Source organism: Halalkalicoccus sp. CG83 (genome assembly GCF_037081715.1).
GTDB lineage: Archaea > Halobacteriota > Halobacteria > Halobacteriales > Halalkalicoccaceae > Halalkalicoccus > Halalkalicoccus ordinarius.
The window spans coordinates 2,538,073-2,563,675 of sequence record NZ_JAZDDH010000001.1 but is presented as its reverse complement, the minus strand read 5'-3'; the positions used below and the strand labels follow the sequence as shown (position 1 = coordinate 2,563,675).

Sequence of the window (25,603 nt, the reverse complement as noted above, 5' to 3'; positions counted from 1 at the left end):
CCGCTTGCATCGAGTAACTAACTATCGCTATGGACAGTGCACTGACGACGGACGGAGGTGGCGCTCGTGGCGGTTGAGCGACTGCTCGTCCCGGTCGAGAAGTCGGTGACGCTCCGGCGGACCGTCGGCTACGCCGTCGAGACGGCCCTGGACTCGGCGGCCGACCGCGTCGAGATCCACTTCGTCGCGGCGATGACCTACGAGGCCGAGAGCCCCGGCGGCACCGAGTCGATCGAGGAGGCCGAGGAGCTGCTCGAGCGGCTCACCGTCTGGGCGTACGAGGACGCAAACGAGGAGGCGTTCGACGTCGAGACGGCCGTCATCGGTACGGATCGTTACCTCTTCAGTCCGCGCGACTTCGGCGACCGGCTGGCCGACTACGCCGACGATCACGGGATCGATCTGATCATCCTCGATCCCGAGTACCTACCGGGCTCTTCCGCTCCCATGCTCCAGCCGCTCGAACACCAGCTCGAGAGCCACGGGCTTGACTTCGAGGAGGCGCCGGTCGAACCGGCACGACGCAGCGGACAGCTCATCACTCCAGGGGGCGCGAGCCGCCTCGGCGCGCTGTTCGCCGTCTCCTTCGGCTTCTATCTCGTGCTCGGCGATCCGACCTACCCGTTCGACCTCGTAACCGGGGCGGTGTCGGGTCTGATCGTCGCGATCACGCTCTCGCACGTGACGTTCTCCCGGCCGCCGACGCTGAGACAGACGCCGATTCGGGCGCTGCGGTTCGTAGTGTACGTCCCGTATCTCCTCTACGAGATCGTCAAGGCGAACGTCGCCGTCTCGATCGCGATCCTTCGACCCTCGATGCCGATCGAACCCCGGATGACGCGGCTGCGCTCGACCGTCTGGGGCGGGCTCCCCCTGACGACGCTCGCAAACAGCATCACGCTCACGCCGGGCACCCTGACGGTACGGGCCAACGACCAGAACCTCATCGTGCACACGCTGATCCCCGACGCGCGCGAGGACCTCTTCGACGGCGGTCTCGAGCGCGGGGTCCGCTTCGTCTTCTACGGACGGGACGCCGCCCGCATCCCCAGCCCGCGCGAGCGCGACGACGCCGAGATCATCGGGGAGGAGGAACGATGAGCCTGGTTAACGACGTGTTGCTGTTGGCCGCCGCGGCGTTCGTCGTCCTCGCGATCGCGATGCTCTATCGCGTGGTCAAGGGTCCCACCATGCAGGACCGGGTGCTCGCGGTGAACGTCCTCGGGACCAACACCGTGGTGATCCTCGCGCTGCTCGCTGCGGGGCTCGACGAGCCGTGGTTCCTCGATATCGCGCTGGTGTACGCGCTGCTCAACTTCCTGATGTCGATCGCCATCTCGAAGTTCACCGTCGAACGCGGGGGCATCATATGATCGAGCAGATCCGTACGGCGCTGATCGTCGCGCTCGTCGCCGGCGGCGTCTTCTTCACGTTCGTCTCGGCGACGGGCGTGCTCCGCCTGCCCGACGTCTACGCGCGCGCCCACACCGCCTCCCAGACCGACACCCTCGGGGCCGGCCTCGCGCTCGCCGGCGTCGCGCTCGCGATGGGCTGGCAGTCGGCGACGGTGATCACGGCGTTGCTGCTCGTGTTCATCTTCGTCACGAACCCCACCGCGGCCCACGCGATCGCGCGGGCTGCCTACGAATCGGGCGTCGAACCCTGGGACGAACGCGAACGTGGGGGTGGGGAACGATGAGCGACCTCGTCGTGGCGACGCTCGTAGCGTTCGTCCTGCTGACGGCGCTCACGACCGCGCTGTTCCGGGACGTGCTCTCGGCGATCATCGTCTTCGCCGCCTACAGCCTGGGGATGGCGCTGCTGTACACCTACCTGCTCGCGCCGGACGTCGGGCTCACCGAGGCCGCGATCGGCGCGGGCGTGACGACGATCCTGCTGCTGTTGACGATCGCGAAGACGGTCCGGCCCTCGACCGACGCGCTGTTCGAGCGGATCGACGTACCCGCGCTGGTCGTGGTCGGCGCGTTCGCGCTCGTGCTCGGCGTCCTCGCGCTCCCCGAGATGCCCGCGATCGGCAGCGAGCAGGCGCCGGTGTGGGCCAACCCGGACGTGACTCAGTACTACCTCGAGAACACCTACGACGAGACGGGCGTCACGAACACCGTCGCCGCGGTGCTCGCGGCCTACCGAGGGTTCGACACCTTCGGCGAGGCGGTGGTGGTCTTCGGCGCCGCCGTGGCGGTAATGGTGGTCCTCCACCGGGAGGCGTTCACATGAGCCGGAACGACGAGGAGACGTACGTCGAGAGCCAGGTGATCATGTCGACCGTGAAGATCGTCACGCCGTTCGTGCTGACCTACGGGCTGTTCATCACCTTCCACGGCGCCGACGCCCCGGGCGGCGGGTTCCAGGGCGGGGCCGTCATCGGGACCGTGATCCTGATGATCGCCTTCGCCTTCGGCATCGAGCCGACGCGCCAGTGGCTCGACAACCGAGTGGTCGTCGGCCTGATCGCCGGCGGCGTCGCAGCGTTCGGCCTGATCGGCCTCGTCTCGATGGCCCGCGGCGGCGCCTTCCTCGAGTACCGACTGCTGCCGATCCACCACCCGGTGAAGTACGGCATCGAGGGCGTCGAGATCCTCGGCATCGCCGCGATCGTCTCCGGGGCGGTCATCGCCCTGTTCTTCGTCATGGGGGCGGGCTTCGCCACGAGCGCGATCGTCGAGGGAGACTCCGAGACGGCCGTCGACGGGGGTGAGCGCGAGTGATCGAGTTGCTCGCGACCCGCTACGCCTACGCGACGTTCATACTGCTGGTCTCGATCGGGCTCTACATGGTGATCGCGAGTCCGAACCTCGTGAAGAAGGTGATCGGCGTCAACCTGTTCCAGACGGGGATCTTCCTGTTCTTCGTCGCCGCCGCCTACGTCGATGGCGGGACGTCGCCGGTGGTGCCGGACGATCCGGCGGGTCCAGCGTCGGCGGTCGTCAGTCCGCTCCCCCACGTGATCGTGCTCACCGCGATCGTCGTCGGCGTCGCGCTGACGGCGGTCGGACTCGCGCTGATCATCCGCATCTACACCGAGTACGGCACGCTCCGTGAGGACGTCCTCCGGGAGGTGCGAACCGATGATTGAACAGCTCCCGGCGCTGCTCGTGGTCGCGCCGATCCTCGCGGCGACCGTCTCGCTCGTCGCGGGGCTGCGCTGGCGCGAGACCGGCTGGGCGGTCACGACGATCACTCTCGTCGGCCTGTTCGCGATGGCGATCTGGCTCACGACGGAGGTGTATCTCGGCGCCGGCGGCGACCGGATCATCCACCAGCTCGGCGGCTTCCCCCGTCCCGTCGGGATCGAACTCATCGCCGACCGGCTCTCGACGCTGATCTCGGTGGTGGTCACCGGCATCGCACTGGGCGTGCTCGCGTACACCCGCCTCGGCGGGCCCCGCGGCAACGGCTTCTACACGATGTACCTGCTGCTCGTCGGCGGGCTGCTCGGCGTGACGTTCACGGGCGACGTGTTCAACCTGTTCGTCTTCCTCGAGATCACGGGGCTGACGACGTACGCGATCGTCGCCAAGGGCGAGTCGGGCGAGTCGGCGATCGCCGCGCTCAGATACCTCGTCATCGGGACCGTCGGCGCCTCGATCTACCTGATCGGCGTCGGCTACCTGTTCATGGCGACGGGAACGCTGAACATGATCGACTTATCGGCCTCGCTCGCGGAGGTGGGCTACGACGCCACGCTCGTCCGGGTGGGCTTCGTCTTCGTCTTCGTCGGCTTCGCGGTCAAGGTCGCGCTGTTCCCGCTTCACAGCTGGCAGCCCGACGCCTACCAGCACGCGCCCGACGGCGCGACGCCGCTGGTCTCGGCGCTGGTCTCGACGGCCTCGGCGTACGCGCTCTTCCGGATCACCTACACCGTCTTCACCGTCGAGTTCCTGCGGGCGACGCCGTACGTCACCGAGGTCATCGTTACGATCGGCTCGGTGAGCGTCCTCGCGGGCACCACCCTCGCGGTGCTCCAGACCGACGTCAAGCGGATGCTCGCGTACTCGTCGGTCTCGCAGTTCGGGCTGATCGTGCTCGCCTACGGGCTGGTCACGCAGACGGCGCTGGTCGGCTCGCTCGTCCACCTGCTGGGCCACGGGCTGATGAAGGGCGGGCTGTTCCTCGCGGTCGGCGTGATCGCCGCGGGGACGGGCGCGCGGACCGTCGACGAGTACGCCGGCCTCGCAGAACGCAGGCCGTTCGCGGCCGGTGCGATGGCCGTTCTCGGGCTCGCGCTCGTGGGCGTGCCGCCCTCGGTCGGCTTCGTCGGCAAGTGGTTCATCGCCGTCGGCGCCGTCGAGGCGGGCGTCTGGCCCGTCGCCGTGGTCGTCTTCCTGAGCACGATGCTCACGCTCGCGTACGTCGCCCGGCTGCTGGAGAAGATGTACTTCACGCCGCCGGCCCGAACCGGCGCGTACACCCCCGAGAACCCGCTCGCCGCCGACGGGAGCGGCGAGACGGTGTCGAAGGGCATGCTCGCGATGACCGTCCTCTGTACCGTCCTCGTCGTCGCGCTCGGTTTCGCCGGCGGAACGTTCGATTCGCTGCTCGGACCGTTCGTGGAGGGAGTTCTCAATGGTTGAGGTAGCAAGCATCAGACCGCTCGCGGCCGTTCTCGTCTCGTTTCTCGCGGCGGGAGCGATCGTCGCGTCGCATCGCTATCCGAACGTTCGCGAGGGCTGGTCGATCGTCGCCTCGTTCGCGAAGTTCGGAATCATCGCCAGCATGCTGCCGGGCGTGCTCTCCGGAACGATCTACGTCTGGAGCCTCGGCTCGTTCGTCCCCGGCGTGGAGTTCGCGCTGCGAGCCGATCCGCTGGGGATGCTGTTCGCGCTGCTCGCGAGCTTCCTGTGGATCTTCACCTCGTTCTACGCGACGGGCTACATGCGCGGGCTCGACGAGCCCAACCAGACGCGGTTCTTCGCCGCGTTCGCGATGAGTCTCTCGACGGCCGTGGGGATCGCGTTCGCGCAGAACCTCCTCACCATCTTCGTCTTCTACGAGCTGCTGTCGATCGCGACCTACCCCCTCGTCGCCCACGACGAGGACGCAGAGGCGCGCATCGCCGGCCGGAAGTACCTCGCGTACACCTTCTTCGGCGGCGGCGTACTGTTGCTCGCCGGCACGGTGTTGGTGTTCTTGATGGCCGGCACCGTCGACTTCGCCGCGGGCGGCATCCCCGCGCTCGCGGAGGTCGCGGGGACCGACCCGTGGTTCGCGCGCCTGGGCTTCGGGCTGCTGGTGGGCGGCTTCGGCGTGAAGGCCGCGCTGATGCCGGTCCACTCCTGGCTCGCCGACGCGATGGTCGCGCCGACGCCCGTCTCCGGGCTGCTACACGCGGTCGCGGTCGTCAAGTCCGGGGCGTTCGGCATCGCCCGCGTGATCCTCGACGTCTACGGCCCGGAGACGGTCGCTCAGCTCGGCGTCCATATCCCGCTCGCGGTCGTCGCCGCCTTCACGCTGACCGCGGCGAGCATCATCGCGCTCCGCAAGGACCACCTCAAGCGACGGCTCGCCTACTCGACGACCGCCCAGCTCTCCTACATCGTGCTCGGGCTGTCGATGCTGCATCCCTACGCGATCCTCGGCGGGCTGTTTCACATCCCGGCTCACGCGTTCGGCAAGCTCACGCTGTTCTTCTGTGCCGGAGCGATCCACGTCGAGACCCACACCGACTACATCAGCGAGATGGCCGGCATCGGAAAGCGGATGCCCTGGACGATGGCCGCCTTCACCGTCGGCGCGGCGGGCATGGCCGGCATCCCGCTCATCGCGGGCTTCGTCAGCAAGTACTACATGCTGATCGGCGGGCTGGGCGCCGGCGGGATCGGCGTGATCGGCGCCGAGAACGCGGTGATGAGCCCCACGATGGGGACGATCTTCTCGGGCTCGCTGATCCTGAGCGGCCTGCTCAACATCGCGTACTTCTGGCCGATCGTCTACACGGCCTACTTCGAGACCGAGGACCGCCACGACGCCAAACCGCTGCTCGAGTTTCCGATGGGCGGGAAACGCGAGTCCTACGGCGCCGGCGCCGCCGGAGACGCACGCGCCGACGGTGGCGATCCGGACGACCCGATTCGAACGGCCGAAGGCGGGCCGGGGGCGTCCTCCGGTAACGAGCCTGATCACCGGTCCGACGATCCCGCCCGCATCGAGGAGAGCGAGGGCGGCTACGCGGTGGATCGATATCCGAGCGATCACACCGGTGACCACGACCACGATCACAACCACGACGATCACGGCGGCGGCCCGCCCGCCGAGGGCTGGGAACGCCGAACGCCCTGGGAGGAGAGCACCTGGCTGATGCTCGTTCCGATCACCGTCATCGCGCTCGGCGCGATCGTCCTCGGGGTGATTCCCGGCCGGGCGGTGTTCCTCGAGCTGATCGTCTACATCGTCGAGAGCGTCACCGGTGAGGTGGTGCCATGAGCGTCGCGACCGACCTGCTGACGTCGGTGCCGCCGGCGGTGCCGGTCCTGCTCGTCGCGCTCGTCGCGGGGTTCCTCGACCGGCGCGTGAGCTACGCGCTCGGCGCGCTGGCGACGGCCTACGTCTTCGTCGTCTCGTTGATCGTCCCCTCCGGCGAGTACCTCCCGACGCTGTTCCTCGGCTTCGAGGCCCAACCGTACGTCGTCGACGACTTCTCGCGGCTGCTGGGACTCGCTTTCGGCTTCCTCGGCACCGCCGCGATGGCCTACGCCGCCTCGAGCGGGCTCCCGCGCTCGACGCTGGCGCTCGTGCTGTCGTACGTCGGCTCGGTCGTGGGCGTGATCTTCGCCGGCGACTGGCTCACCCTGCTGTTCTTCTGGGAGCTGATGGCCGTCACCAGCACGCTCGTCGTCTGGGCCTACGGCGGCGACGCGGTCCGCGCGGGCTATCGCTACGCCATCGCTCACGGCATCGGCGGCGTGCTCGTGCTCTGGGCGGTCGCCTGGCACTACGTCGAGACCGGCTCCGTCGTCATCGACGGGAGCGGCATCGCCGCCGGCGCGCCCGCGCTGCTCGCCGCCCTCGGCATCGGCATCAACTGCGCGTTCATCGGGCTGCATACCTGGCTCCCCGACACCTATCCACGCCCGCACATCGCAGCGAGCGTCTTCCTCTCGGTGTTCACGACCAAGTCCTCGGCGTACGTCCTCTACCAGGCGTTCCCCGAGGGCCAGCTCTATCTCGCGTACATGGGCGGGCTGATGGCCGTCTACGGCGCGACCTTCGCGCTGCTCCAGCACGACATGCGGGCGCTGCTCTCGTATCACATCCAGGCACAGGTCGGCTACATCGTCGCCGGTATCGGCATCGGCAGCGTCATGGGCGTCGCGGGCGCGATGGCCCATCTGTTCAACAACGTCCTGTTCAAGGCGCTGCTGTTCATGGCCGTCGGCGTCATCATCTACCGGACCGGCGAGGAGGACCTCTACGAACTGGGGGGACTCTGGCGCGAGATGCCGATCACGGCCGTGGGGTACGCGCTCGGCGCGCTCTCGATCACGGCGATCCCCGGGTTCAACGGGTTCATAAGTAAAGGAATGATCCTCGACGCCGCCGACCCCCACTACTACGGCGCGCCCGAGTACCAGGCGCTCTACTGGCTGTTGATGGCCGGCGCGATCGGGACGCTGCTCTCCTTCATCAAGCTCGGCTACTACGCGTTCCTCCACGGGCCGGCCACGACCGCGGTGAAGGACGCGAAGCTCGGCCACTCGGTGGGGATGCTCTCGGTCGGCGGCGCGTGTCTCGGGCTCGGGATCGCGTGGCCGACGTTGGTCGGCCTGCTGCCGTACTCGGCTAAGCTCAAGCTCCACCCCTACAGCACCGGCCATCTGATCGACGCCGGGCTGTTGCTGTTGGTGGCGCTCGTCGGCTTCGTGCTCATCAGAAAGCCGCTGAGCGGGCTCGGCCACGTCGACGATGTGAGTCGCGTCCTGAACCCGCTGGTCTACCGGACGGGCCGGCTGTCGATGCTCGCGGTCACCGAGACGTTCCGTGCGGTCGACGCCGCCGCGGTCTCGTTCGTGCGGACGTGCTACTGGATCGGCAACAACCCGGTCGTGGCTGTCGGCCGGCTCGCCCGGCGGCTGCCGTCGTGGCTGGTCGGCGACTTCCGCCCGGCCGACGGCGGCGACCCGTCCGCCGGCTCGGGCTCCTCGTCGAACCGCCAGTTCGACGGCGGCGAGCCGATGGACGAACCGGCCGCGCGGAACGACGACACGCCATCGCGGCTCTATCTCCGGGCGAGCATCGGGACGACGATCCTGTTGGTCGTCCTCGTGCTGACCGCCCTGTTGATACTGCTGCTGTGATCGTCCGGTTTCTCGGGCCGCGTCCGCCGGTGTCGGGACTTGTACTCGATAAGAACCCAGATACGGCCGAACGGATCGAACGCGACGGATCTCTTCTATCCCAGTTGGCCGACCTCGTCTCGGTTCGTGGACGGCGCGGGTAGGGATTCCGCGACGTTTCCGACGGGCCGCTCGGTCCCGACCACCCCGAGTTTTATTCCGCGTTGAGACGATCTTCCGCCGATGTCCACGAACCCGCCCGTCGAGGGTGACACCCATATCCACGAGCGTACGTTCACCCCCGAGGACGTCCGAAAGTTCGGCGAGCTCTCCGGGGATCGACAGCCCATCCACACCGACCCCGACGAGGAGGGACGCCTGATCGTCCAGGGGCTGTTGACCGCGACGATCCCCACGAAGATCGGCGGGGACCTGGAGTTCCTCGCTCGGAGGATGGAGTACGACTTCCGCCGTCCGGTCTACACGGGCGAGACGATCACCTGCGAGTGGACCACCGAGTCGGTCACCGAGCGCGAGGACCGCTACGAGGCGGCGGGAAGGGCCGTCTGCCGGAACGAGGACGAGGTCGTGGTGATGTCGGGATCGTTCGAGGGGCTCGTCTGGAAGGAGGAGTAGGATCGGCAGGTTTTACTGGTCGATCGAGTAGGTACGACATGGATCAGTTGGAGCGGTCGCTTCTCGAAGCGCCCATCATCGAGAAAGAGGGCTATCACTACTTCGTCCATCCCATCAGCGACGGGGTACCCATGCTGGAGCCGAGCCTCCTCCGGGAGATCGTCATCAAGATCATCCGCAAGGCCCGCCTGGAGGACGTCGACAAGATCGTCACGCCGGCCGCGATGGGCATCCACATCTCGACGGCGGTCTCGCTGATGACCGACATCCCGCTCGTCGTCATCCGAAAGCGCCAGTACGGCCTCGAGGGAGAGGTCGCGCTGTTTCAGGAGACGGGCTACTCCGAGAACCAGATGTACATCAACGACGTCGACGAGGGCGATCGCGTGCTCGTGCTCGACGACGTGCTCAGCACCGGCGGAACGCTCGAGGCGATCACCGGTGCGCTCGAGGGGATCGGCGCCGAGGTCGTCGACGTGGTCGCGGTGATCAAGAAGGTCGGCGGCGAGAACAAGCTCGACGGTTCGGACTACTCGGTGAAGACGCTGATCAACGTCGACGTCGTCGACGGCGAGGTGGTGGTCGTCGACGAGACCGGCGACGGCTGATCGACGGCCGTGCCGGCACCTCCTTCCCGGGTGCCCCACGGAAGCGACAACTATGATTGTGCGGGGCGCGAACCCGGGTGACATGCCGGATCGGACGCGCCGCCGACTGCTTCGTTCGCTCGGTCTCGCCGGGGCGGTCGGGCTCGCGGGCTGTGCGGGTGACGACGAGCCGAACCACGCCGAGACCGAGGAGAACGAGCCCCCCTCCCGCTCCGAGCGGTGGACGACGGTGACGCGGACGCCGGCCACCACGCTGGTTCCCCACCGGGCGATCGACGACGCCTCGAGGGCGCGTCTCGACCTCGTGATGGACGGCGCGTACGCCATCACCCCCGATCGGGAGCTCTTTCCCCTCTGGCTCGCCGTCGAGGTCCTCGACGGCGGGCAGGTCTACGAGGCCACCCTCCGGGAGGGGCTTCGATGGGGCGACCCGTACGGCAGGATGACCGCCGCCGACTGGGTCTACCACATCCGCGAGGTCCACCAGGGCGAGGGCAACTGGGCGGGATCGTGGCTCGCGGAGGCCTGGGCCGGCGCCGCGGTCGACCGGACCGGCGAGCGCAGCTTCGAGATCGAGCTCCCCGAGCCCAACACGCAGTTCCCCTACGAGCCGGCGCTCCGGGCGTCGCGATGTCTGCCCCGGGAACTGCTCGAGCCGTACGCCGAGGAGCGCGACCGGGAAGGTCTCGAGAACGACGACGACCTCGCGCGGCTCGCGTACACCGGGAACCTCGGGCCCTACACCCCCGAACGCTGGGAGCGGGGCGAGCGGTTCGTCGCGGCCCGCAACGACGACTACTACATGCGGAACGTCGAGAACGCGTCGACGGTGTGGGAGGGCGCGCCCTACTTCGAGGAGTACGAGTACCGCGTCCTCGCGAGCGAACGGGACCGCCTACAGGCGCTCAGGGACGGAACGGCCACCGCGGCGGTCGTCCCGCCGGCTCGCCTCGAGCAGTTCCGGGGAAACGGCCGCGTCTCGCTGTACGCAGTTCCCGAACCGACGCTGACGCTGCTCGCGTACAACCAGCGCGCGAACGGCTGGAGGCCGTTCCGCCGGCGCGAGGTCCGGCAGGCATGCTCGATGGCGGTCGACAAGGAGGCGCTCGCCGAGGAGGTGTACGACGGCTTCGCGGAGCCGATCCACACCTTCCAGCCGCCGTGGTCGACGTGGGACGGGACGGAGCTCCGGCCGTTCGGCCGGCAGGACGCCGAGGAGGACGAGGACGTCTCGGCGCTGCTCGAGGCGGCGCTCGGCGAGGACTTCGGCTACGACGACGGACGGCTGCTCGACGCCGAGGGCGAGCCGGTGACGTGGACGCTCGTCCATCCCGGCGAATCCGGCCGGACGACGCCGCTCGCGTCGTTTCTCGTCCGGGAGCTCGAGCGACTCGGCGTCGGCGTCGAGGCCCAGGGGGTCGGCTACGAACGGCTGCTCTCGGAGCATCTGGCGAACCGATGGCAGGGGGAGGGCGACCCGCCCTGGGAGGCCGGCGAGTACAACGCGGGGCCGCGAGGGGGAACCGAGAGCGCGGCCGAGTGGGACCTGCTGTGTGGCGTGGGGCTCAACGCCTCTCCCCTGGCGCCGACTGCGACCGACCGGTTCTGGCTCGAACGCGGCAGCATGAACTTCTCCGGTTACGTGCCCGACGCGGAGCTCACGGCGCTGTACGCCGAGGCGCGCGCGGCGACCAGCGAGTCGGAACGCGACGCCCGCCTTGATGGGGTGTTCGGCGCGCTCAACCAGGAGCAGCCGGCGAACTTCCTCGTCGCGCGGCGAACGCCGGTGGGATATCGACGCGGGATCGCCGGTCCCCGCGAGACGCTGAACTACGACTGGGACCGCCAGACGTGGTATGCGGAATAACCGCCCGAAGCCCTCCTACTTATTCGCGCTCGTCCCCAACGATCGCCCATGACATCAGCACTGTTCGTCGTCAGCGAGGAGGGGTACTGGGGAGAGGAGTGTATCGAGCCGCTCACGACGCTTTCCGAGGCCGGCGTGGAGATCACGGTCGCCACGCCGAGCGGCGGCCGGCCGATGATCGACGAGCGCTCGCTCGACCCCGAGATGGTCGGCGAGGAGACCGCCGAACACGTCGAGGAGATCCACGAGACCGACGAGCGGCTGAACGATCCGGTACCGGTCGCGTCGGTCGACGCCGACGACTACGACGCGCTCGTCATCCCGGGCGGCCACGGCACCGTCTGGGACATCAATCAGGACGTCCACGTCCGGAGCCTGCTTCGCGACGTCGTCGAGAACGGCGATAAGGCGCTCGTGGTCTGTCACGCCGTCGGAATCCTCGGGTTCACGTGGATGAGCGACGGCTCGCGGATCGCCGAAGGTCGCGAGATCACCGGCTTCCCGAACGAGCAGGAGGAGGAGATCGTCGACGAGTACGGGCGCATGGACGACGGCCGGAAGCTCCCCTACTGGGTCGAGGACGAGGTTCGCGCGGCCGGCGGGAACTGGGACGCCGAACTCGATCAGGAGACGAGCGTGAAGGTCGACGGCGACCTGATCACGGGTCGCGGCCCCGCGTCCTCCGCCGAGGCGGCACGGACGCTGCTCGAGGAGCTCGAGATCGAACGACCGGCTTGAGCGGACGACCTCCCTAGCGGTCGTCGAACCACCACGCTGACCGACGAAACCGAGGTCGGATCCTCGCGCCGAGGCGTGGATCCACGACCTCTAGCGGTCGTTCACACTCGGATTAGCGAGTTCGTCGGCCGTCGGTCCGATCGGAGAGCCGCCGGCTCGATCGCAACCGTTCCGGCTTTCGATGGAGATGCGCTCCTTACACGTAAATACGGACCGTAGACGGGTTCGGTTGGGTGATTTCGCGACGTTTGGATCATAGCATGTTCGTCAGCTCGTCCGGTTAGAAATCAATCGTTAAGCTCATTAGGGGATGTTGAGGAGAAGTGTAAATATAACGTGTGGTTGACAGACAATAATTATATACCCGTCTACCCGACATGACGTCATGACGCGAAGTCACGAGTCTCCGGATCACGACGTCAATCGACGACGGTTGCTTCGGGGGATGGGTGCGGCCGGGGTCGTCGGGGTATCCGGCTGTCTCGGCGGTGACGGCGGGGAGGGGGAGGAGAACGGTAGCGACGGTGGCCGTGTCGGTGATCGGGAGGAGCAGGAGGTAGACTTCGCCGACTTACAGGAGGGTGGGACGCTCCGCATCGCCGCGACGGCGAATGTCGACTCGTTCGACCCGCCCTACAGCACCGATGCACAGTCGACGCAAGCCCAGGGGTTCGTCTTCGAACAGCTCGTCACGTCCGACAGGGACGGGAACCTCTACCCGTGGCTCGCCGAGGCGTACGAGGAGGTCGAGACCAACGACGTCGACCGAACGGTCTACGAGGAGTACATGGTCTCCGTCGGCGCGAACGAGGAGGGGGTCCTCGATACCGAGGAACAGGTGATCGTCCGACATCCGGACGACGACCCGATCGAGGACGACGAGGTCCGGGTCCTCACCCCCGAGGAGGCCGCCGCCGCCGTCGACGACGGCGTCTTCGGGATGCAGTTTCGCTATCGGCTCCGCGAGGGTATCCAGTTCCACGACGGCGAGGAGCTGACCGCCGAGAACGTCGTCCGAACGGCCGAGCGATACGAGAACTCCGACCTCTCGGCACAGACGTACGACTCGCTGCTACACGCCCGTGCGGTCGACGAGTACACCGTCGACCTGTACGCCCAGGTCCCCGACGCCGAGGCCGAGCGGGAGCTGCCGGGGCTGTCCATCCACTCGACCGAGCAGGCGGAGCTGGAGGGTGGGGAGCTCGACCCGCGGCAGGGCAACGACCCGATCGGGACCGGCCCCTACACGCTCGAGGCGTTCGAGGACGAGCAGTACTACGAGCTCGCGAAGTTCGAGGAGTACTGGGTCGAACGGGCGGGCGTCGACTCGATCGACTGGTTCGACGGTCCCGAGGAGTACCCCGATGGACCGGTCATCGACGAGATCCAGGTCGAGATCGTCGAGGACGACGCCAGCCGGTCGGCCGCCCTCCAGAACGACGAGGTCGACGTCACCACGGGCCTGGAGACCCAGACCCTCGATCAGTTCGACGACTCCGAGAACTTCCGCATCGCCGCCGTTGAAGCCGGTTCGTACGACTACGTCCAGTACCCCGTCAACGTCGAACCGTGGGACGACGCTCGGCTCCGGCGTGCGGTCAACCACCTCGTTCCGCGCGAGAACATCGCAGAGAACGTGTTCAACGGGTGGGTACGTCCGGCCTGGACCGACATCCCGTCGATCGCCGAGGAGAGCGGGACGACCGATCCCGAAGCGCTCGAGGAACGGCTCCGGCCGTACAACGAGTACGATCCGGAACGGGCCGACGAGCTGATCGGGGAGGTGATCGACGACACCGGCATCGAGACGCCCATCGAGGTCCGACTCGAGGTCAACGCGGACAACAACGACCGCGTACAGATGCTCGAGCTGATCGCCGAGGCGATGGAGCAGTCCGGGCACTTCGAGGCCTCGCTCGAGACCTACGAGTGGAACACGTACATCGCGCGGGTGCTCGATCCCGAGTACCAGAACGACGGTCACATCCCCTGCATCGGGCTTTCGGGCACGTTCAACCCCGAGAGCTTCTGCAACGCGCTTCACCACAGCGAGAACGTCGGCCAGTGTTGCAACCTGAACGGCATCAACGACCCCGAACTCGACCGGCTGATGGACGGCGCACGGTACGACATCGAGGTGATCGAGGACGAACAGCTTCGCGCCGAGCGCTACGACGAGATCTGGCAGTATCTCGCCGACGAGCGCTACAGCTCGATCACGCACTTCGGCATCACGGAGGCCGTGATGAACACCGCCGTCGTCGGGTTCCGGGCGAACCCGTTCATCGAGACGCTGTACAGCTTCGCGTTGTACAGTCCACAGGAGCGGCAGGCGATCTGGCTCGACCGCGAGGAGTGACTCCCAGAGCAGGCGATCCGCCCCGTTCCCGACCACCCATGTGTTTACAACGCCCGAACGACCACGGGAATATACCGACGTAGCATGAGTCTCCGACGTTTCATACTGTATCGAGTGTTGTCGATCATTCCGATCCTGTTCGGCGTGTCGGTGATCACGTTCGGCCTCTTTCACCTCACGCCGGGCGATCCCGTCAGCCAGATGGTGGCGCTGAACCCGGACATAACTGCGAGTCAGGAGGCCCAGCTCCGCGCGCGGTACGAGCTGGACGGACCGGTCTGGCAGCAGTACCTGGCGTGGATCGGGAACGTCCTGACGGGCGACTTCGGGATGGTGCTCAGGAACAACCGGCCGGTGTCCGCGATCGTGCTGGCCCGACTTCCCGAAACGATCGCGCTCGGGCTCTTCGGCTGGGCGTTCGCGCTCGTCATCGCGATCCCCACGGGGATCTACGCGGCGGTGAACAAGGACCGGTTCGGCGACACCGTCAGCCGGTTCGTCGCGCTCTCGGGGATCTCGATCCCGAACTTCTGGCTCGGGCTCATGCTGATCCTGGTCTTCTCGCTGTGGGCCGGTCTCTGGCCGGTGATCCCGCCCTCCCGTCTACCGCTGTACCACCCGCGGATGCTCTGGTACCTGATCCTGCCCGGCGTGACGATCGGTACCGCGGCGGCGGCGAGCATCATGCGGGTGTTGCGCACGTCGATGGCCGAGGAGATGAACGAGGACTACGTGACCGCCGCCAGGGCCAAGGGGCTCCCCGAACGGCAGGTCGTCCTCAAACACGTCCTGCGGAACTCGCTCATCTCCGTGGTCACGCTCGCGGCGACCCTGACGGCAGGGATCGTCGCCGGATCGGTCGTCGTCGAGGTCGTGTTCAACTGGCCCGGTCTCGGCCGGGAGCTGATCGTCGCGATCAACGCCCGGGAGATCAACCTCCTCATGGCCATCACGCTGTTCACGGGCGTGTTCATCATCCTGGCGAACCTGCTCGCGGACGTCCTCTACGCGGTGCTCGACCCACGGATCAGATACGACTAGGTGGATTCAATGTCTACGAAACGAGGACGAATTCGGATCTCCGGCTTCGACGCGGAACACGTCGAGCGGCGAGAGCCGCTGTCGGACTGGACGGAGGGGAGTGGAACGGAGACCGAGAACAGATGGCAACGGGGGTGGAGGCGGTTCAAGCGCAACCGATCGGCGATGCTCGGGGTCGGGATCGTGGCGACGATGTCGCTGCTCGCGCTCTTCGCTCGTCCGATCACCGTTACGGGAGTGGCGGTCCAGCCGTTCTCGCTCGCGCCGTACGCTCCGACGGAGATCCTCTACCTCCAGGACCCCGACGTCGGCATCTACGATCCGCCGTCGCTCTCCCACCCGATGGGGACCGACGGCTCGGGTCGCGACCTGTTCTCGCGGATCCTCGTCGGCGGTCGGTACAGCATCTCGATCGGGTTCATCGTGGTCGCGCTCACAGCCAGCTTCGGAACGGTATACGGTGCCGTCTCGGGCTACTACGGCGGCTGGATCGACGAGGTGATGATGCGTATCGTCGACACCATCTTCGCGTTCCCGGCGCTCGTCCTGGCACTGATCATCGTCGCGATCCTCGGCGGGGGCTACTGGCAGCTCGTCCTCGCCTTCGCCCTCTTCGGGTGGGCGGGGTACGCTCGACTCATCCGTGGAGAGGTGTTGAGCATCAAGGAGAACGAGTACGTACTGGCGGCGAAGGCCCTCGGCGCACGCGATCCGGCGGTCATCTTCAGACACGTCATCCCGAACGCGATACCGCCGTTGCTCGTCTACGCCTCGTTGAACATCGGAACCGTCGTCATCGGCGTCGCGGCACTCGGTTTCCTCGGGCTCGGGATGCCGCCCGGAACGGCCGAGTGGGGAACGATGCTGGAGGCGACCCGCGAGACGCTCATCCAGGGCCCCGACGGAGCGATCCCCTGGTGGGCGACGGTCTACCCGGGGCTCGCGATCTTCCTGTTCGTGATGTCGATGAACGTGATCGGCGACGGGATCAACGACGCGCTCGACGCCCAGGAGACGGGCGTCGGACGTGGAGGTGACGACTGATGGCGCTGTTGGAGGTGAACGACCTGACCGTCGAGTTCTACACCGAGGAGGGCGTCGTCACCGCCGTCGACGGCCTCAGCTACCGGATCGAACGGGGCGAGAAGTTCGGCGTCGTCGGCGAGAGCGGGGCGGGAAAGAGCGTCACCGCCCTCTCGCTGATGCGTCTCATCGAGAGCCCCGGGCGGATCGCGAGCGGCGAGGTCCGCTTCAAGGGACGGGACCTCCTCGAGATGAGCGAACGGGAGGTACGGGACGTCCGGGGCAACGAGATCGCGATGATCTTTCAGGACGCCCAGACCGCCCTCAATCCGGTCTACAGCGTCGGCGAGCAGATCGCCGAGGCGATCCGTCACCACCTCGATTACGACGATGCGGCGGCCCGAGAACGGACGATCCGGCTCCTCGATCAGGTGGGGATTCCGGAGCCGGAGGCTCGCTACTCCGACTATCCACACGAGTTCTCCGGCGGGATGCAACAGCGTGCGGTCATCGCGATGGCGCTGTCGTGTGACCCGGACCTGCTGCTCTGTGACGAGCCGACGACCGCGCTGGACGTGACCATCGAGGCGCAGATCCTCGATCTGCTCGAGGGCCTCGCGGAGGAGTTCGACACGGCGATACAGCTCATCACACACGACCTTGGCGTCGTCGCCGAGGTCTGCGACCGCGTGATGGTGATGTACGCCGGCAAACCCGTCGAGAAGGCGCCAGTCGAGGAGCTCTACTACGACCCGAAGATGCCCTACACCGTCGGGTTGATGAGTTCGATCCCGCGCGTGGGCGACACGCGTGAACGACTGCAGACGATCCCCGGGACGATGCCCGATCTCGTCGAACTCCCGCCGGGCTGTGATTTCCATCCGCGATGCCCGTTCGCGGAGGAGGTCTGTACTCGAAAGGAACCGCCGCTGGTCGACCCCGAGACCGGCGCGGAGGCCTCGAGCGAGACGGAGCGCTCCGCCGCGTGTCTCGAGTACACGGGTGATCTGACGGACGGACTCGACTACGAGGTCGGGGTCCGCGATCCTGAGACCGAGGACGAACGCGAGACGTCCCCCACGGAGGGCGGCCGAAATGGCTAGCGGCGAGGAACCCATTCTGCGCGTCGAGGGACTGCGTAAGTACTACGACACCTCCAGCGGGTTCGTCGACAGCCTCCTCGGTCGCGGCCAGTCGGTGAAGGCGGTCGACGGCGTCGACCTCGAACTGTACGAGGGGGAGACCCTCGGCGTCGTCGGCGAGAGCGGCTGTGGGAAGACCACGCTCGGGCGATCGCTCCTCAGGCTCGTCGAGCCGACCGAGGGGTCGGTGTACTACCGCGGAGCGGACCTGACCGACGCCTCCCCGGGCGAGCTCCGGGACCGCAGAAAGGACCTCCAGTACGTCTTCCAGGACCCGTTCTCGAGCCTGAACCCGCGTCTGACGGTGGGTGACATCGTCGGCGAGCCCCTCGACATCCACGGGATCGCCGAGGGCGAGAAACGGACCGAGCGAGTCTACGAACTTCTCGAGACGGTGGGGCTGAGCCCGAGTCACACGAGCCGATACCCCCACGAGTTCTCGGGCGGTCAGCGCCAGCGCATCGGTATCGCCCGCGCGCTCGCGGTCGATCCGGAGGTGATCGTCTGTGACGAACCGGTGAGCGCGCTCGACGTGAGCGTCCAGGCACAGATCCTCAACCTCCTGGAGGACCTCCAGGAGGAGTTCGGCCTCTCGTACGTCTTCATCGCCCACGATCTGAGCGTCGTCGAACACGTCTCCGATCGGGTCGCGGTGATGTATCTCGGGGAGATCGCCGAGATCGGAACGACCGCGGAGGTGTTCTCGCCGCCGCACCATCCCTACACCGAGGCGCTGCTCTCGGCGATCCCGGAACCGGACCCGCTCTGGACGGGCGAACGGATCCTCCTCTCCGGGACCGTTCCGTCGCCGATCGATCCGCCGTCGGGCTGTCGGTTCCACACCCGTTGTCACCACGTCATCCAGCCCGGCGACTACGACCTCCCTCAGGAGGAGTGGCGGTCGATTCTCGATCTCAAACTCCGGGTCGGCGACGCCGAGACGCTCGAATCGCTCACCGTCACCGACGCCGGCGGGGGGGAGGGGACGCGACCGATGGATCCGGCGGACGCGTCGAGGGCGACCCTCGACGAACTGGTTAGAGCGGAGTTCGACCTCCCGGAGCGGGTCTCGGACCCTTCCGCAGAGGAGGTGCTCTCGGAGGCGACTGACGAACTCCAGGCGGGGCGGATAGCGGGCGCCCACGAGCGCCTCGAGGAGGGGTTCGTCTCGCCGTGCGAGCGGGACCGACCGGAGGCGATCCGGACCGGCGAGAGCCATCACATCGCCTGTCACCTGTACGACGACCGCTACGACGCCGAACGGGACGATACCTCCGGGAGTGACGCGGCCGAGACTTCCGCGGACGACTGATCCGTACCGGGATCGATCCGACCGAACGCTTTAGTCGGGCTACCGCCTGCGAACGACAATGCGTCGGATCTACGAGTCGGGAGCGCTCCACCGCGACGACGACGATCAGTTCTCCCCCAGCGAGCGCGGCTCTGACCGACCGCAAGCGATGCGGTGGATCGACGCCACCGCACTGAGCCGCCGACTCCTCCCGGACACCGTTCGAGATCGAGCGGTCTCCATCGGGGTCTCGACGCCGCGGACCGAGTACGCCTCCGGCGAGTGGATCCCGTTCCGGGTCACCATGCGGAACTCGATGCCGTTCCCGATCACGTTTCGGACCGCCTCGCCGATCCCGTGGACCTGGTCCGTCGACGGGGTGCGGGAGGCGTCGATCGCCTCGCTCCGGGACCCACCGGCCGAACCCGGAGAGTTCAAGTTCGGTCGCGGCGAGCGAAAGCGGTTCCCGAAGCGCTGGACGCAGACGTTTCGCGTCTCGAAGTCCGAGTGGGAGCGAGTCGGGCGAGGGGAGTACACGATCGGCGCGGGTCTCAACGTCGCGAACGCGTTCGAGAGGGGACTGTACGACGAGGTGACGGTGCGCGTCGTTCGAGGACGGGAGTAGAACCGAGGCGGCCGGATCGAACGTCGCCGTTCAGGACTGGACGCCCGTTTCGTCTCCTCGGAGTTCGACGTCGGCCGGATTGAACTCGAGCAGCGACGCGCCACAGTCGACACACCCGACCGTGAGGACCTCGTAGGACCGACAGCACGACTCGACCGTCCCGTCGCTCAGGCGTATCGTGCCGGCACATCGCGGACAGACGTCGTGAAACGAGCGAAGGGCCTTCAGTATCCCGAGACGCTGTACGAGCGGGACGTCGGTCCAGCGGTCGGTCCACTCCCGAAGGGTTCGTCGCCGGCGAGATCGGCGACGAGTGCCGCCTCTGAGGGCCACTTCCGGACGCGACGTCCGATCCTGAACGCGGGGTGCTCGCGTTCGAGTGCGGTGATCGAGTCAGGATCGGCGCCGAACACGTCAGCGATCCTCTTGCGGTCGATCCGATCGGACTCCAGCCTCGCGCTTCGGTCGCTGAGACGGCGGGCGAACGCGTCAGTCAGACACAGGTCGTCCTCGCGCTCACACGGCTCGACGGCGCCGACGTCGAGGAGGAACCGCTCGGGGTCGACCGCGTTCTCCCGCCGGTGTTCGAGTCTCTCGCCGGTCTCCCAGGTCTCCTCGCGTCGCTCGATGGAGTGGGAATCGAACGGCGTGACCGCGCGGTCGGGGAGGTATCGCTCGGTGAGCGTTGGCGTTCCGGGGACTAGATACCCGCGGAGGTAGATCGTGACCAGTGAGGAGAGGAGGGCGACGAGGCCGAGCGGAACGGACAGCAGGGCGAGAACGGCGCTCGCTACGAGGGCGATCAGTACGTTGACCGCGGTACAGGGGAGACACCGGTTTGCCCCCGTGTACTCCGGCCGTCGCAGCCGTTCGAGGGGCGAGTCGGGCAGGCTCGCCATGACCGGACGTCGGGTTCGGCCGACAAAAGCGGTACGGACCGTACTCCCGTCTCTCAGCGTTTCGGAACCTCGAGGGACGGGTCCCGACTTCCGATCGTGGCGAACTCGCCCCGTTCGGGCCCCATCGGACCGCGTCTCGGCTTCGAGCTCCTCGCTCGTGAGTCGGATTCGGAAGAAGTAGCGGGAGGTAGATTTGAACCGCGGTCGCAGCGAAGCTGCTCCCTGCTTCAAATCTACTCCGAGCGAGTTCGTCGGACACCGCTCTCACTCGCTACGCTCGTTCGAGGTAGCGTCCGATAGAATATAGCGGGAGGTAGATTTGAACTACCGATCTGCGGGTTATGAGCCCGCCGGAATCTCCTGGCTATCCCATCCCGCTACCAGTTCCTACCCCGGTAACACAGTTAAGAATTGTGATTCGGAACCGCAAGCCGGCGCCACGATCGTGCTACCGAGACCCGGACGGTACGAACAGCTATGACGCCGGCGTGAGCAGGTGGCGTATGACGCGACTCGCGCTGATCGCTCACGACGAGAAGAAGGACGACCTGATCGAGTTCGCCGGCGAACACGAGGAGCTGTTGTCGGGCTGTGAGCTCATCGCCACGGGAACCACCGGCAAGCGGCTCAACGACGAGACGGCGCTCGACGTCGATCCCGTGGAATCGGGGCCGCAGGGCGGCGACCTGATGATCGGCGCGGAGGTCGCGAAGAGGGCCCTCGACGGGATCGTCTTCCTGCGCGATCCGCTTCGGGCCCAGCCACACGAGCCCGACATCACCGCGCTGTTGCGCATCTGTGACGTCCACGAGACGGCGATGGCGACGAACCTCACGAGCGCGACGTTCCTGATCGAGGGGCTCGAGGGACGGGAGGCGTAAGAACTCCTGAGAATTCACGACACGGTCTACTTCGTTCGCTTTTCGCCATCCCTCCGATTCGACGGTGGGCGTGACGTCGGCGAGCGAGATCCGTCGGACGTCGCGGGTGGATCCGGCCGGAGGAATCAGGCGCCGCGCGCTCTGATCACGTCGACCGCCTCGGCGTCGATCGACTCGGTCTCGAGGAAGTGGGGGATGTAGTTCTGCTCCTCGAAGTCGCTTCGTTCGTCCTCGGTGCCGATGACACACCAGAGCTGGGGCCGTTCGGGGCCGTGCCAGTCGCCGTTCCGGGTGACCGAGAAGAGCACCATCTCCCGGTCGTCGTAGTCGATGATCCCCTCCTTCCTGATCCCGGGATCGCCGTGAACGATCAGTCGCTTCATGCCCGCGGCTTCGGGGGAGGGGAAATTAAGCGCTTCGAGTGATCGACAGAGCTTTCGGCCGGACGGTGGTAGACCGAGGCGATGAATCGGTTCCTGCGCGCGATCGGTGCCGGCGCCGCCGCGACCACGGTGATGATGTTCATCTTCCTCTTTACGGAGGTACAGACGCGATCACGCCTCAACGCACCCGACGCGATCGCCAGATTCGTCGGCCTCCCCGACCAACCGTTCGTGGGGTTCGTGATCTTCGCCGCGATCGGCGTGCTCGTCTGGCCGATCGTCTTCGTCGCGATCGAGGAGTATCTCGCGAGGCTACCCGGAGGTCGTGACGTCGCCATCCGGGGACTCGTCTTCGGGCTGGTGCTCTGGGTCGCCTTCCTCGTGCTCGGCACCGGCGAGCTGACCTGGCCGTTCGTGCTGCTCTACGTCCTCTTCACGCTGATCGGCCACCTCGCCTACGGGTTCACGCTGGGGGTCGTCTATCAGCGTTTGACCTGAGTTTCACGCCTCGGTCTCCTCGGGTTCGGCCTGTTGTACCTGCTCGAGGCGTGCCTCGAACCACTCCCACTCCTTGGTGAACTGTCCGTACTTCTTCAGCCCCCAGACGTCTGCGTCCATGACGATCCGTCCCCGGCGGTAGGACTGGACCATGTTCCACAGCCAGACGAGCTGTCCGAGCGCGAGCAGCGCGGCGCCGATGCTCGCGACCACCTGTAGCGGGAGGAACTCCACGGGGTAGGTCGCGGACCGCCGGGGCAACCCGATCAGTCCGACGATCAGCATGGCGAACGAGAGCAGGTTGACGCCGACGAAGCTCAGCACGAAGTGAACGATCGCGAGCGGCTTGTCGTACATGCGGCGGCTCATCAGCGGGAACCAGTAGTAGATGCCGGCGAAGATGGCGAACGCGATGACCCCGGCGACGATGAAGTGGAAGTGGCCGACCACGTAGTAGGTGCCGTGGACGAGCGTATCGACGGGGACCGATGCGAGGAACACGCCCGTCACGCCGCCGACGATGAACGTCGAGATGCCGCCGACGCAGAAGAGCATTGGCGCCTCGAGCCGGACGTTGCCGGTCCACATGGTGGTGATCCAGTTGAACACCTTCACCGCGCTCGGCACCGCGATGGCGATGGTGACGGCCATGAACGCCGACCGGAGGCGGGGGTCGATGCCCGTAGTGAACATGTGGTGGGCCCAGACGCCAAAGGAGAGGACGCCGATCGCCATCGTCGAGTAGACGACGAACTTGTAGCCGAAGAGCCTCCGACCCGCGAACTTCGGCAGGATCAGGCTGATCAGCCCGAACGGCGGCAGCACGAGGATGTAGACCTCGGGATGGCCGAAGAACCAGAAGAGGTGCTGGTAGAGGATGTAGCCGCCGTATTCGATGGCGAAGAAGGAGGTGCCGACGTTCCGATCGAGCAGCAGCATGATCAGCACGGCGCCCAGCAGCGGGAACGCGAAGAGGATGAGGCCCGCCTGGGTGAGCAGCGTCCAGGAGAAGATGTCGAGGCGCTCCCAGCCGACGTCGGGCGCGCGGTCGGTGAAGATGGTCGCGATGATGTTGATCGCGCCGAGCGTCGTCCCGATTCCCGAGAGGTGCAGGCCCAGCAACACCATGTCGATCTGCGCGTTGATCGTCTGGGTCGAGAGCGGTGGATAGAGCGTCCACCCGACGTCGATGGGTTTGAACGCGACGAGCAGCTGCGCGAGCGCGGGGCTCACCGGAGCGAGAAGCGCCGCCACCGTGTCGCTGAGGATGCCGAAGCGGATCAGCACCGCTGCGGGCGGCAGCACCCAGAAGCCGATGGCGTTGATCCGGGGAAACGCCATGTCGTCGGCGCCGATCAGCAGCGGGAGGAAGTAGTTCGCCAGCCCGAAGAGGATCGGCGTGGCGAACAGGAACAGCATCGTAATGGCGTGGGTGGTGAACAGCTGGTTGTACGTCTCGATGCCGAACACCTCCGCCTGCGGGGTGAGGAGTTCCGTCCGGGCCATCATCGCGTCCATCCCGCCCCAGAGGAACATGAACACGCCGAAGGTGAGATAGAGGATCCCGATGTCGCGGTGGTCGACCGTCGTGAACCACCGGATCAGGCCGGTCGGCTTCGACGTGACGAACCCGTAGCCGGTCGCGACGCCGCCGTCGGGGGAGACCTCAGAGGAGGACGACGCATTGCTCCGTTCGCCACCGTCGGTCATCACGGCCCCGACCCGTCGATCCAGGGAGCGGGCGATTCCAACGCAGAGCGTGAGGAGGAGCGCGCCGATGAGCGCCCCACCGAGGATGTCGATGTACATGCTGTGTCTGTAGCTTCGGCTCCGATAGTCCGCTACCGTCGGTTTCGGCGGGGAGAACCGTCGTCACGTCCGTCGGTTCCGAGCCCCTCCCAACGGTAGCAGTTCACGTCGTCCACTCAGGCCAGTACCCTAATCAACCTTTGCAGGGAGGACCGATACGACGGCCGGCAACCAAACGGGTTTTACCTTCGGCCTGCCAACCGGCGGGCAAGGCCATGCAGATCCCACGACGCTTCAACACGTACTGTCCGTACTGCAACGAACATCACCAGCACGAGCTCGAAAAGGTCCGCACCGGCCGCCAGACCGGAATGAAGTGGATCGACCGACAGCGAAAGCGCCAGACCGGCATCGGCAACGACGGGAAGTTCTCGAAGGTGCCGAGCGGCGGGAAGCCGACCCGGAAGACCGACTTCAAGTACCGCTGTGGCGAGTGCGGCAAGGCCCACCTGCGCAAGGGATGGCGCGCCGGCCGCGTGGAGTTCCAGGAGTAACCATGGCGGGGAGCTTTCACCGCGTCGCGTGTCCGGACTGCGAGAACGAACAGATCGTCTTCGGACGGGCCTCCACCGAGGTCGCCTGTGCCGTCTGTGGTCACACGCTCGTACGCCCCACCGGCGGAAAGGCCGATATCGAGGGCGAAGTGCTCGAGACCGTCGAGCACCGCTCGGCGGACCGGGACGAGCCCGGTGAGACCGCCGAGGTCCGATGAAGTACAGCGGCTGGCCCAACCCCGGCGAACTCGTCGTCGGCAAGGTCGATGAGATCGAGGACTTCGGCGTGTTCGTCGACCTCGAGGAGTACGAGGACAAGCGCGGCCTGATCCACATCAGCGAGGTCGCCTCGGGCTGGATCAAGAACGTCCGCGATCACGTCCGCGAGGGCCAGACGGTCGTCTGTAAGGTGCTCGAGGTCGACCGGGACTCCCAGCAGATCGACCTCACGCTGAAGGACGTCAACGAACACCAGCACAAGGAGACGATCCAGCGCTGGAAGAACGAACAGAAGGCCGACAACTGGATGTCGCTCGCCTTCGGCGAGGACGTCGACGAGGAGACCTACGGCGCCGTCGCGAACGAGCTCATCGACGTCCACGGCAGCCTCTACGAGGGGTTCGAACAGGCCGCGATCCACGGCCCCTCCGCGCTCTCGGAGACCGATCTCTCCGACGAGGAGGCCGAGGCGATCGTCGAGACCGCCCGCGAGAACGTCTCGGTGCCGTACGTGACGGTGACGGGCTACGTCGATCTGGTCTGTTCCACCGACGAGGGCGTCGACGCGGTCAAGGAGGCGCTACGGGCGGCGGAGGGCAACGGCGAGGTGAGCGACGAGATCGACCTCGAGGTCACCTACGTCGGCGCGCCCGAGTACCGCATCCGGGTGCAGGCGCCCAACTACAAGACCGCCGAGAGCGAGCTCGAGAAGAGCGCCCAGCGCGCGAGCGAGGCGATCGCCGCGCTCGGCGGGAGCGGGAGCTTCCACCGCGAGCGAAAGACCGACGACGAGTAG

At 66.8% G+C, this 25,603-nt stretch carries 27 protein-coding genes and 1 tRNA gene; 24 read left to right on the top strand and 4 right to left on the bottom strand.

The window, feature by feature from the left end; translation table 11 throughout:
• The first annotated feature begins 66 nt into the window (after window positions 1-66).
• From V0Z78_RS13350 to V0Z78_RS13260, 19 genes are all read left to right on the top strand, one after another.
• Window positions 67-1,101: a monovalent cation/H+ antiporter subunit E gene (locus tag V0Z78_RS13350; RefSeq protein WP_336345131.1), complete on the top strand. Its 1,035-nt coding sequence runs from the start codon at window positions 67-69 to the stop codon at window positions 1,099-1,101.
• Complete coding sequence (locus V0Z78_RS13345; RefSeq protein ID WP_336345130.1) at window positions 1,098-1,373, top strand: cation:proton antiporter; 276 nt, start codon at window positions 1,098-1,100, stop codon at window positions 1,371-1,373. Before V0Z78_RS13350 ends, V0Z78_RS13345 begins: the two co-directional genes overlap by 4 nt.
• Window positions 1,370-1,699, top strand: coding sequence for a monovalent cation/H(+) antiporter subunit G (mnhG, locus tag V0Z78_RS13340; RefSeq protein WP_336345129.1), 330 nt, complete (start codon window positions 1,370-1,372; stop codon window positions 1,697-1,699). Before V0Z78_RS13345 ends, mnhG begins: the two co-directional genes overlap by 4 nt.
• Window positions 1,696-2,238, top strand: coding sequence for a DUF4040 domain-containing protein (locus tag V0Z78_RS13335; RefSeq protein WP_336345128.1), 543 nt, complete (start codon window positions 1,696-1,698; stop codon window positions 2,236-2,238). The genes mnhG and V0Z78_RS13335 overlap by 4 nt, the downstream gene beginning before the upstream one ends.
• Window positions 2,235-2,729 carry an MnhB domain-containing protein gene (locus V0Z78_RS13330; protein ID WP_336345127.1) on the top strand — a complete coding sequence of 165 codons (495 nt, stop codon included), beginning with the start codon at window positions 2,235-2,237 and terminating at the stop codon, window positions 2,727-2,729. The genes V0Z78_RS13335 and V0Z78_RS13330 overlap by 4 nt, the downstream gene beginning before the upstream one ends.
• On the top strand, window positions 2,726-3,097 hold the full coding sequence (locus V0Z78_RS13325; RefSeq protein WP_336345126.1) for a cation:proton antiporter subunit C: 372 nt from the start codon (window positions 2,726-2,728) through the stop codon (window positions 3,095-3,097). Before V0Z78_RS13330 ends, V0Z78_RS13325 begins: the two co-directional genes overlap by 4 nt.
• A complete protein-coding gene (locus V0Z78_RS13320) occupies window positions 3,090-4,595 on the top strand; it encodes a monovalent cation/H+ antiporter subunit D family protein (RefSeq protein WP_336345125.1) in 1,506 nt (501 codons plus the stop codon). Before V0Z78_RS13325 ends, V0Z78_RS13320 begins: the two co-directional genes overlap by 8 nt.
• Complete coding sequence (locus tag V0Z78_RS13315; protein WP_336345124.1) at window positions 4,588-6,444, top strand: monovalent cation/H+ antiporter subunit D family protein; 1,857 nt, start codon at window positions 4,588-4,590, stop codon at window positions 6,442-6,444. The genes V0Z78_RS13320 and V0Z78_RS13315 overlap by 8 nt, the downstream gene beginning before the upstream one ends.
• Window positions 6,441-8,315 carry a Na(+)/H(+) antiporter subunit D gene (locus V0Z78_RS13310; protein WP_336345123.1) on the top strand — a complete coding sequence of 625 codons (1,875 nt, stop codon included), beginning with the start codon at window positions 6,441-6,443 and terminating at the stop codon, window positions 8,313-8,315. The genes V0Z78_RS13315 and V0Z78_RS13310 overlap by 4 nt, the downstream gene beginning before the upstream one ends.
• A gap of 222 nt (window positions 8,316-8,537) precedes the next feature.
• Complete coding sequence (locus V0Z78_RS13305; protein ID WP_336345122.1) at window positions 8,538-8,930, top strand: MaoC/PaaZ C-terminal domain-containing protein; 393 nt, start codon at window positions 8,538-8,540, stop codon at window positions 8,928-8,930.
• 38 nt (window positions 8,931-8,968) lie between these two features.
• Window positions 8,969-9,538, top strand: coding sequence for a hypoxanthine/guanine phosphoribosyltransferase (gene hpt, locus V0Z78_RS13300; protein ID WP_336345121.1), 570 nt, complete (start codon window positions 8,969-8,971; stop codon window positions 9,536-9,538).
• Between the two features lie 82 nt (window positions 9,539-9,620).
• A complete protein-coding gene (locus V0Z78_RS13295; protein WP_336345120.1) occupies window positions 9,621-11,405 on the top strand; it encodes an ABC transporter substrate-binding protein in 1,785 nt (594 codons plus the stop codon).
• Between the two features lie 48 nt (window positions 11,406-11,453).
• A complete protein-coding gene (locus V0Z78_RS13290; RefSeq protein WP_336345119.1) occupies window positions 11,454-12,143 on the top strand; it encodes a type 1 glutamine amidotransferase domain-containing protein in 690 nt (229 codons plus the stop codon).
• A gap of 385 nt (window positions 12,144-12,528) precedes the next feature.
• Window positions 12,529-14,502, top strand: coding sequence for an ABC transporter substrate-binding protein (locus tag V0Z78_RS13285; RefSeq protein WP_336345118.1), 1,974 nt, complete (start codon window positions 12,529-12,531; stop codon window positions 14,500-14,502).
• A gap of 84 nt (window positions 14,503-14,586) precedes the next feature.
• On the top strand, window positions 14,587-15,543 hold the full coding sequence (locus tag V0Z78_RS13280; protein WP_336345117.1) for an ABC transporter permease: 957 nt from the start codon (window positions 14,587-14,589) through the stop codon (window positions 15,541-15,543).
• 9 nt (window positions 15,544-15,552) lie between these two features.
• Window positions 15,553-16,587, top strand: coding sequence for an ABC transporter permease (locus V0Z78_RS13275; protein WP_336345116.1), 1,035 nt, complete (start codon window positions 15,553-15,555; stop codon window positions 16,585-16,587).
• A complete protein-coding gene (locus V0Z78_RS13270) occupies window positions 16,587-17,669 on the top strand; it encodes an ABC transporter ATP-binding protein (RefSeq protein ID WP_336345115.1) in 1,083 nt (360 codons plus the stop codon). Before V0Z78_RS13275 ends, V0Z78_RS13270 begins: the two co-directional genes overlap by 1 nt.
• Window positions 17,662-19,020 carry an ABC transporter ATP-binding protein gene (locus V0Z78_RS13265; RefSeq protein WP_336345114.1) on the top strand — a complete coding sequence of 453 codons (1,359 nt, stop codon included), beginning with the start codon at window positions 17,662-17,664 and terminating at the stop codon, window positions 19,018-19,020. Before V0Z78_RS13270 ends, V0Z78_RS13265 begins: the two co-directional genes overlap by 8 nt.
• 58 nt (window positions 19,021-19,078) lie before the next feature.
• Entirely contained in the window at window positions 19,079-19,624 is a 546-nt protein-coding gene (locus V0Z78_RS13260) for a hypothetical protein (RefSeq protein ID WP_336345113.1), read from the top strand.
• A gap of 224 nt (window positions 19,625-19,848) precedes the next feature.
• Here the strand turns inward: V0Z78_RS13260 and V0Z78_RS13255 are convergent, their stop codons facing one another.
• Both V0Z78_RS13255 and V0Z78_RS13250 read right to left on the bottom strand, forming a co-directional pair.
• Window positions 19,849-20,523 carry a hypothetical protein gene (locus V0Z78_RS13255; RefSeq protein ID WP_336345112.1) on the bottom strand — a complete coding sequence of 225 codons (675 nt, stop codon included), beginning with the start codon at window positions 20,521-20,523 and terminating at the stop codon, window positions 19,849-19,851.
• A 304-nt stretch (window positions 20,524-20,827) separates the two neighbouring features.
• Window positions 20,828-20,902 (bottom strand) — tRNA-Met (locus tag V0Z78_RS13250).
• 124 nt (window positions 20,903-21,026) lie between these two features.
• Between V0Z78_RS13250 and V0Z78_RS13245 the strand changes: the two genes are divergently transcribed.
• Window positions 21,027-21,404: a methylglyoxal synthase gene (locus V0Z78_RS13245; protein ID WP_336345111.1), complete on the top strand. Its 378-nt coding sequence runs from the start codon at window positions 21,027-21,029 to the stop codon at window positions 21,402-21,404.
• A 125-nt stretch (window positions 21,405-21,529) separates the two neighbouring features.
• Here V0Z78_RS13245 and V0Z78_RS13240 read toward each other — a convergent pair whose 3' ends face one another.
• A complete protein-coding gene (locus V0Z78_RS13240; RefSeq protein WP_336345110.1) occupies window positions 21,530-21,787 on the bottom strand; it encodes an HAH_0734 family protein in 258 nt (85 codons plus the stop codon).
• A gap of 81 nt (window positions 21,788-21,868) precedes the next feature.
• Here V0Z78_RS13240 and V0Z78_RS13235 point away from each other — a divergent pair, with 81 nt between their 5' ends.
• Window positions 21,869-22,285, top strand: a complete 417-nt coding sequence (locus V0Z78_RS13235; protein WP_336345109.1) for a DUF6789 family protein — start codon at window positions 21,869-21,871, stop codon at window positions 22,283-22,285.
• Window positions 22,286-22,288: 3 nt separating this feature from the next.
• Here the strand turns inward: V0Z78_RS13235 and V0Z78_RS13230 are convergent, their stop codons facing one another.
• The gene (locus V0Z78_RS13230; protein WP_336345108.1) at window positions 22,289-24,094 is read right to left on the bottom strand and encodes a cbb3-type cytochrome c oxidase subunit I; all 1,806 of its coding nucleotides are present in this window, start codon (window positions 24,092-24,094) and stop codon (window positions 22,289-22,291) included.
• A 215-nt stretch (window positions 24,095-24,309) separates the two neighbouring features.
• On the opposite strand from V0Z78_RS13230, the gene V0Z78_RS13225 reads away from it, so the two are divergent.
• The 3 genes from V0Z78_RS13225 to V0Z78_RS13215 are packed head-to-tail and all read left to right on the top strand — an operon-like array spanning window position 24,310 to window position 25,603.
• A complete protein-coding gene (locus V0Z78_RS13225) occupies window positions 24,310-24,588 on the top strand; it encodes a 50S ribosomal protein L44e (RefSeq protein ID WP_336345107.1) in 279 nt (92 codons plus the stop codon).
• Window positions 24,589-24,590: 2 nt separating this feature from the next.
• Window positions 24,591-24,806, top strand: coding sequence for a 30S ribosomal protein S27e (locus tag V0Z78_RS13220; protein ID WP_336345106.1), 216 nt, complete (start codon window positions 24,591-24,593; stop codon window positions 24,804-24,806).
• Complete coding sequence (locus V0Z78_RS13215) at window positions 24,803-25,603, top strand: translation initiation factor IF-2 subunit alpha (protein ID WP_336345105.1); 801 nt, start codon at window positions 24,803-24,805, stop codon at window positions 25,601-25,603. Before V0Z78_RS13220 ends, V0Z78_RS13215 begins: the two co-directional genes overlap by 4 nt.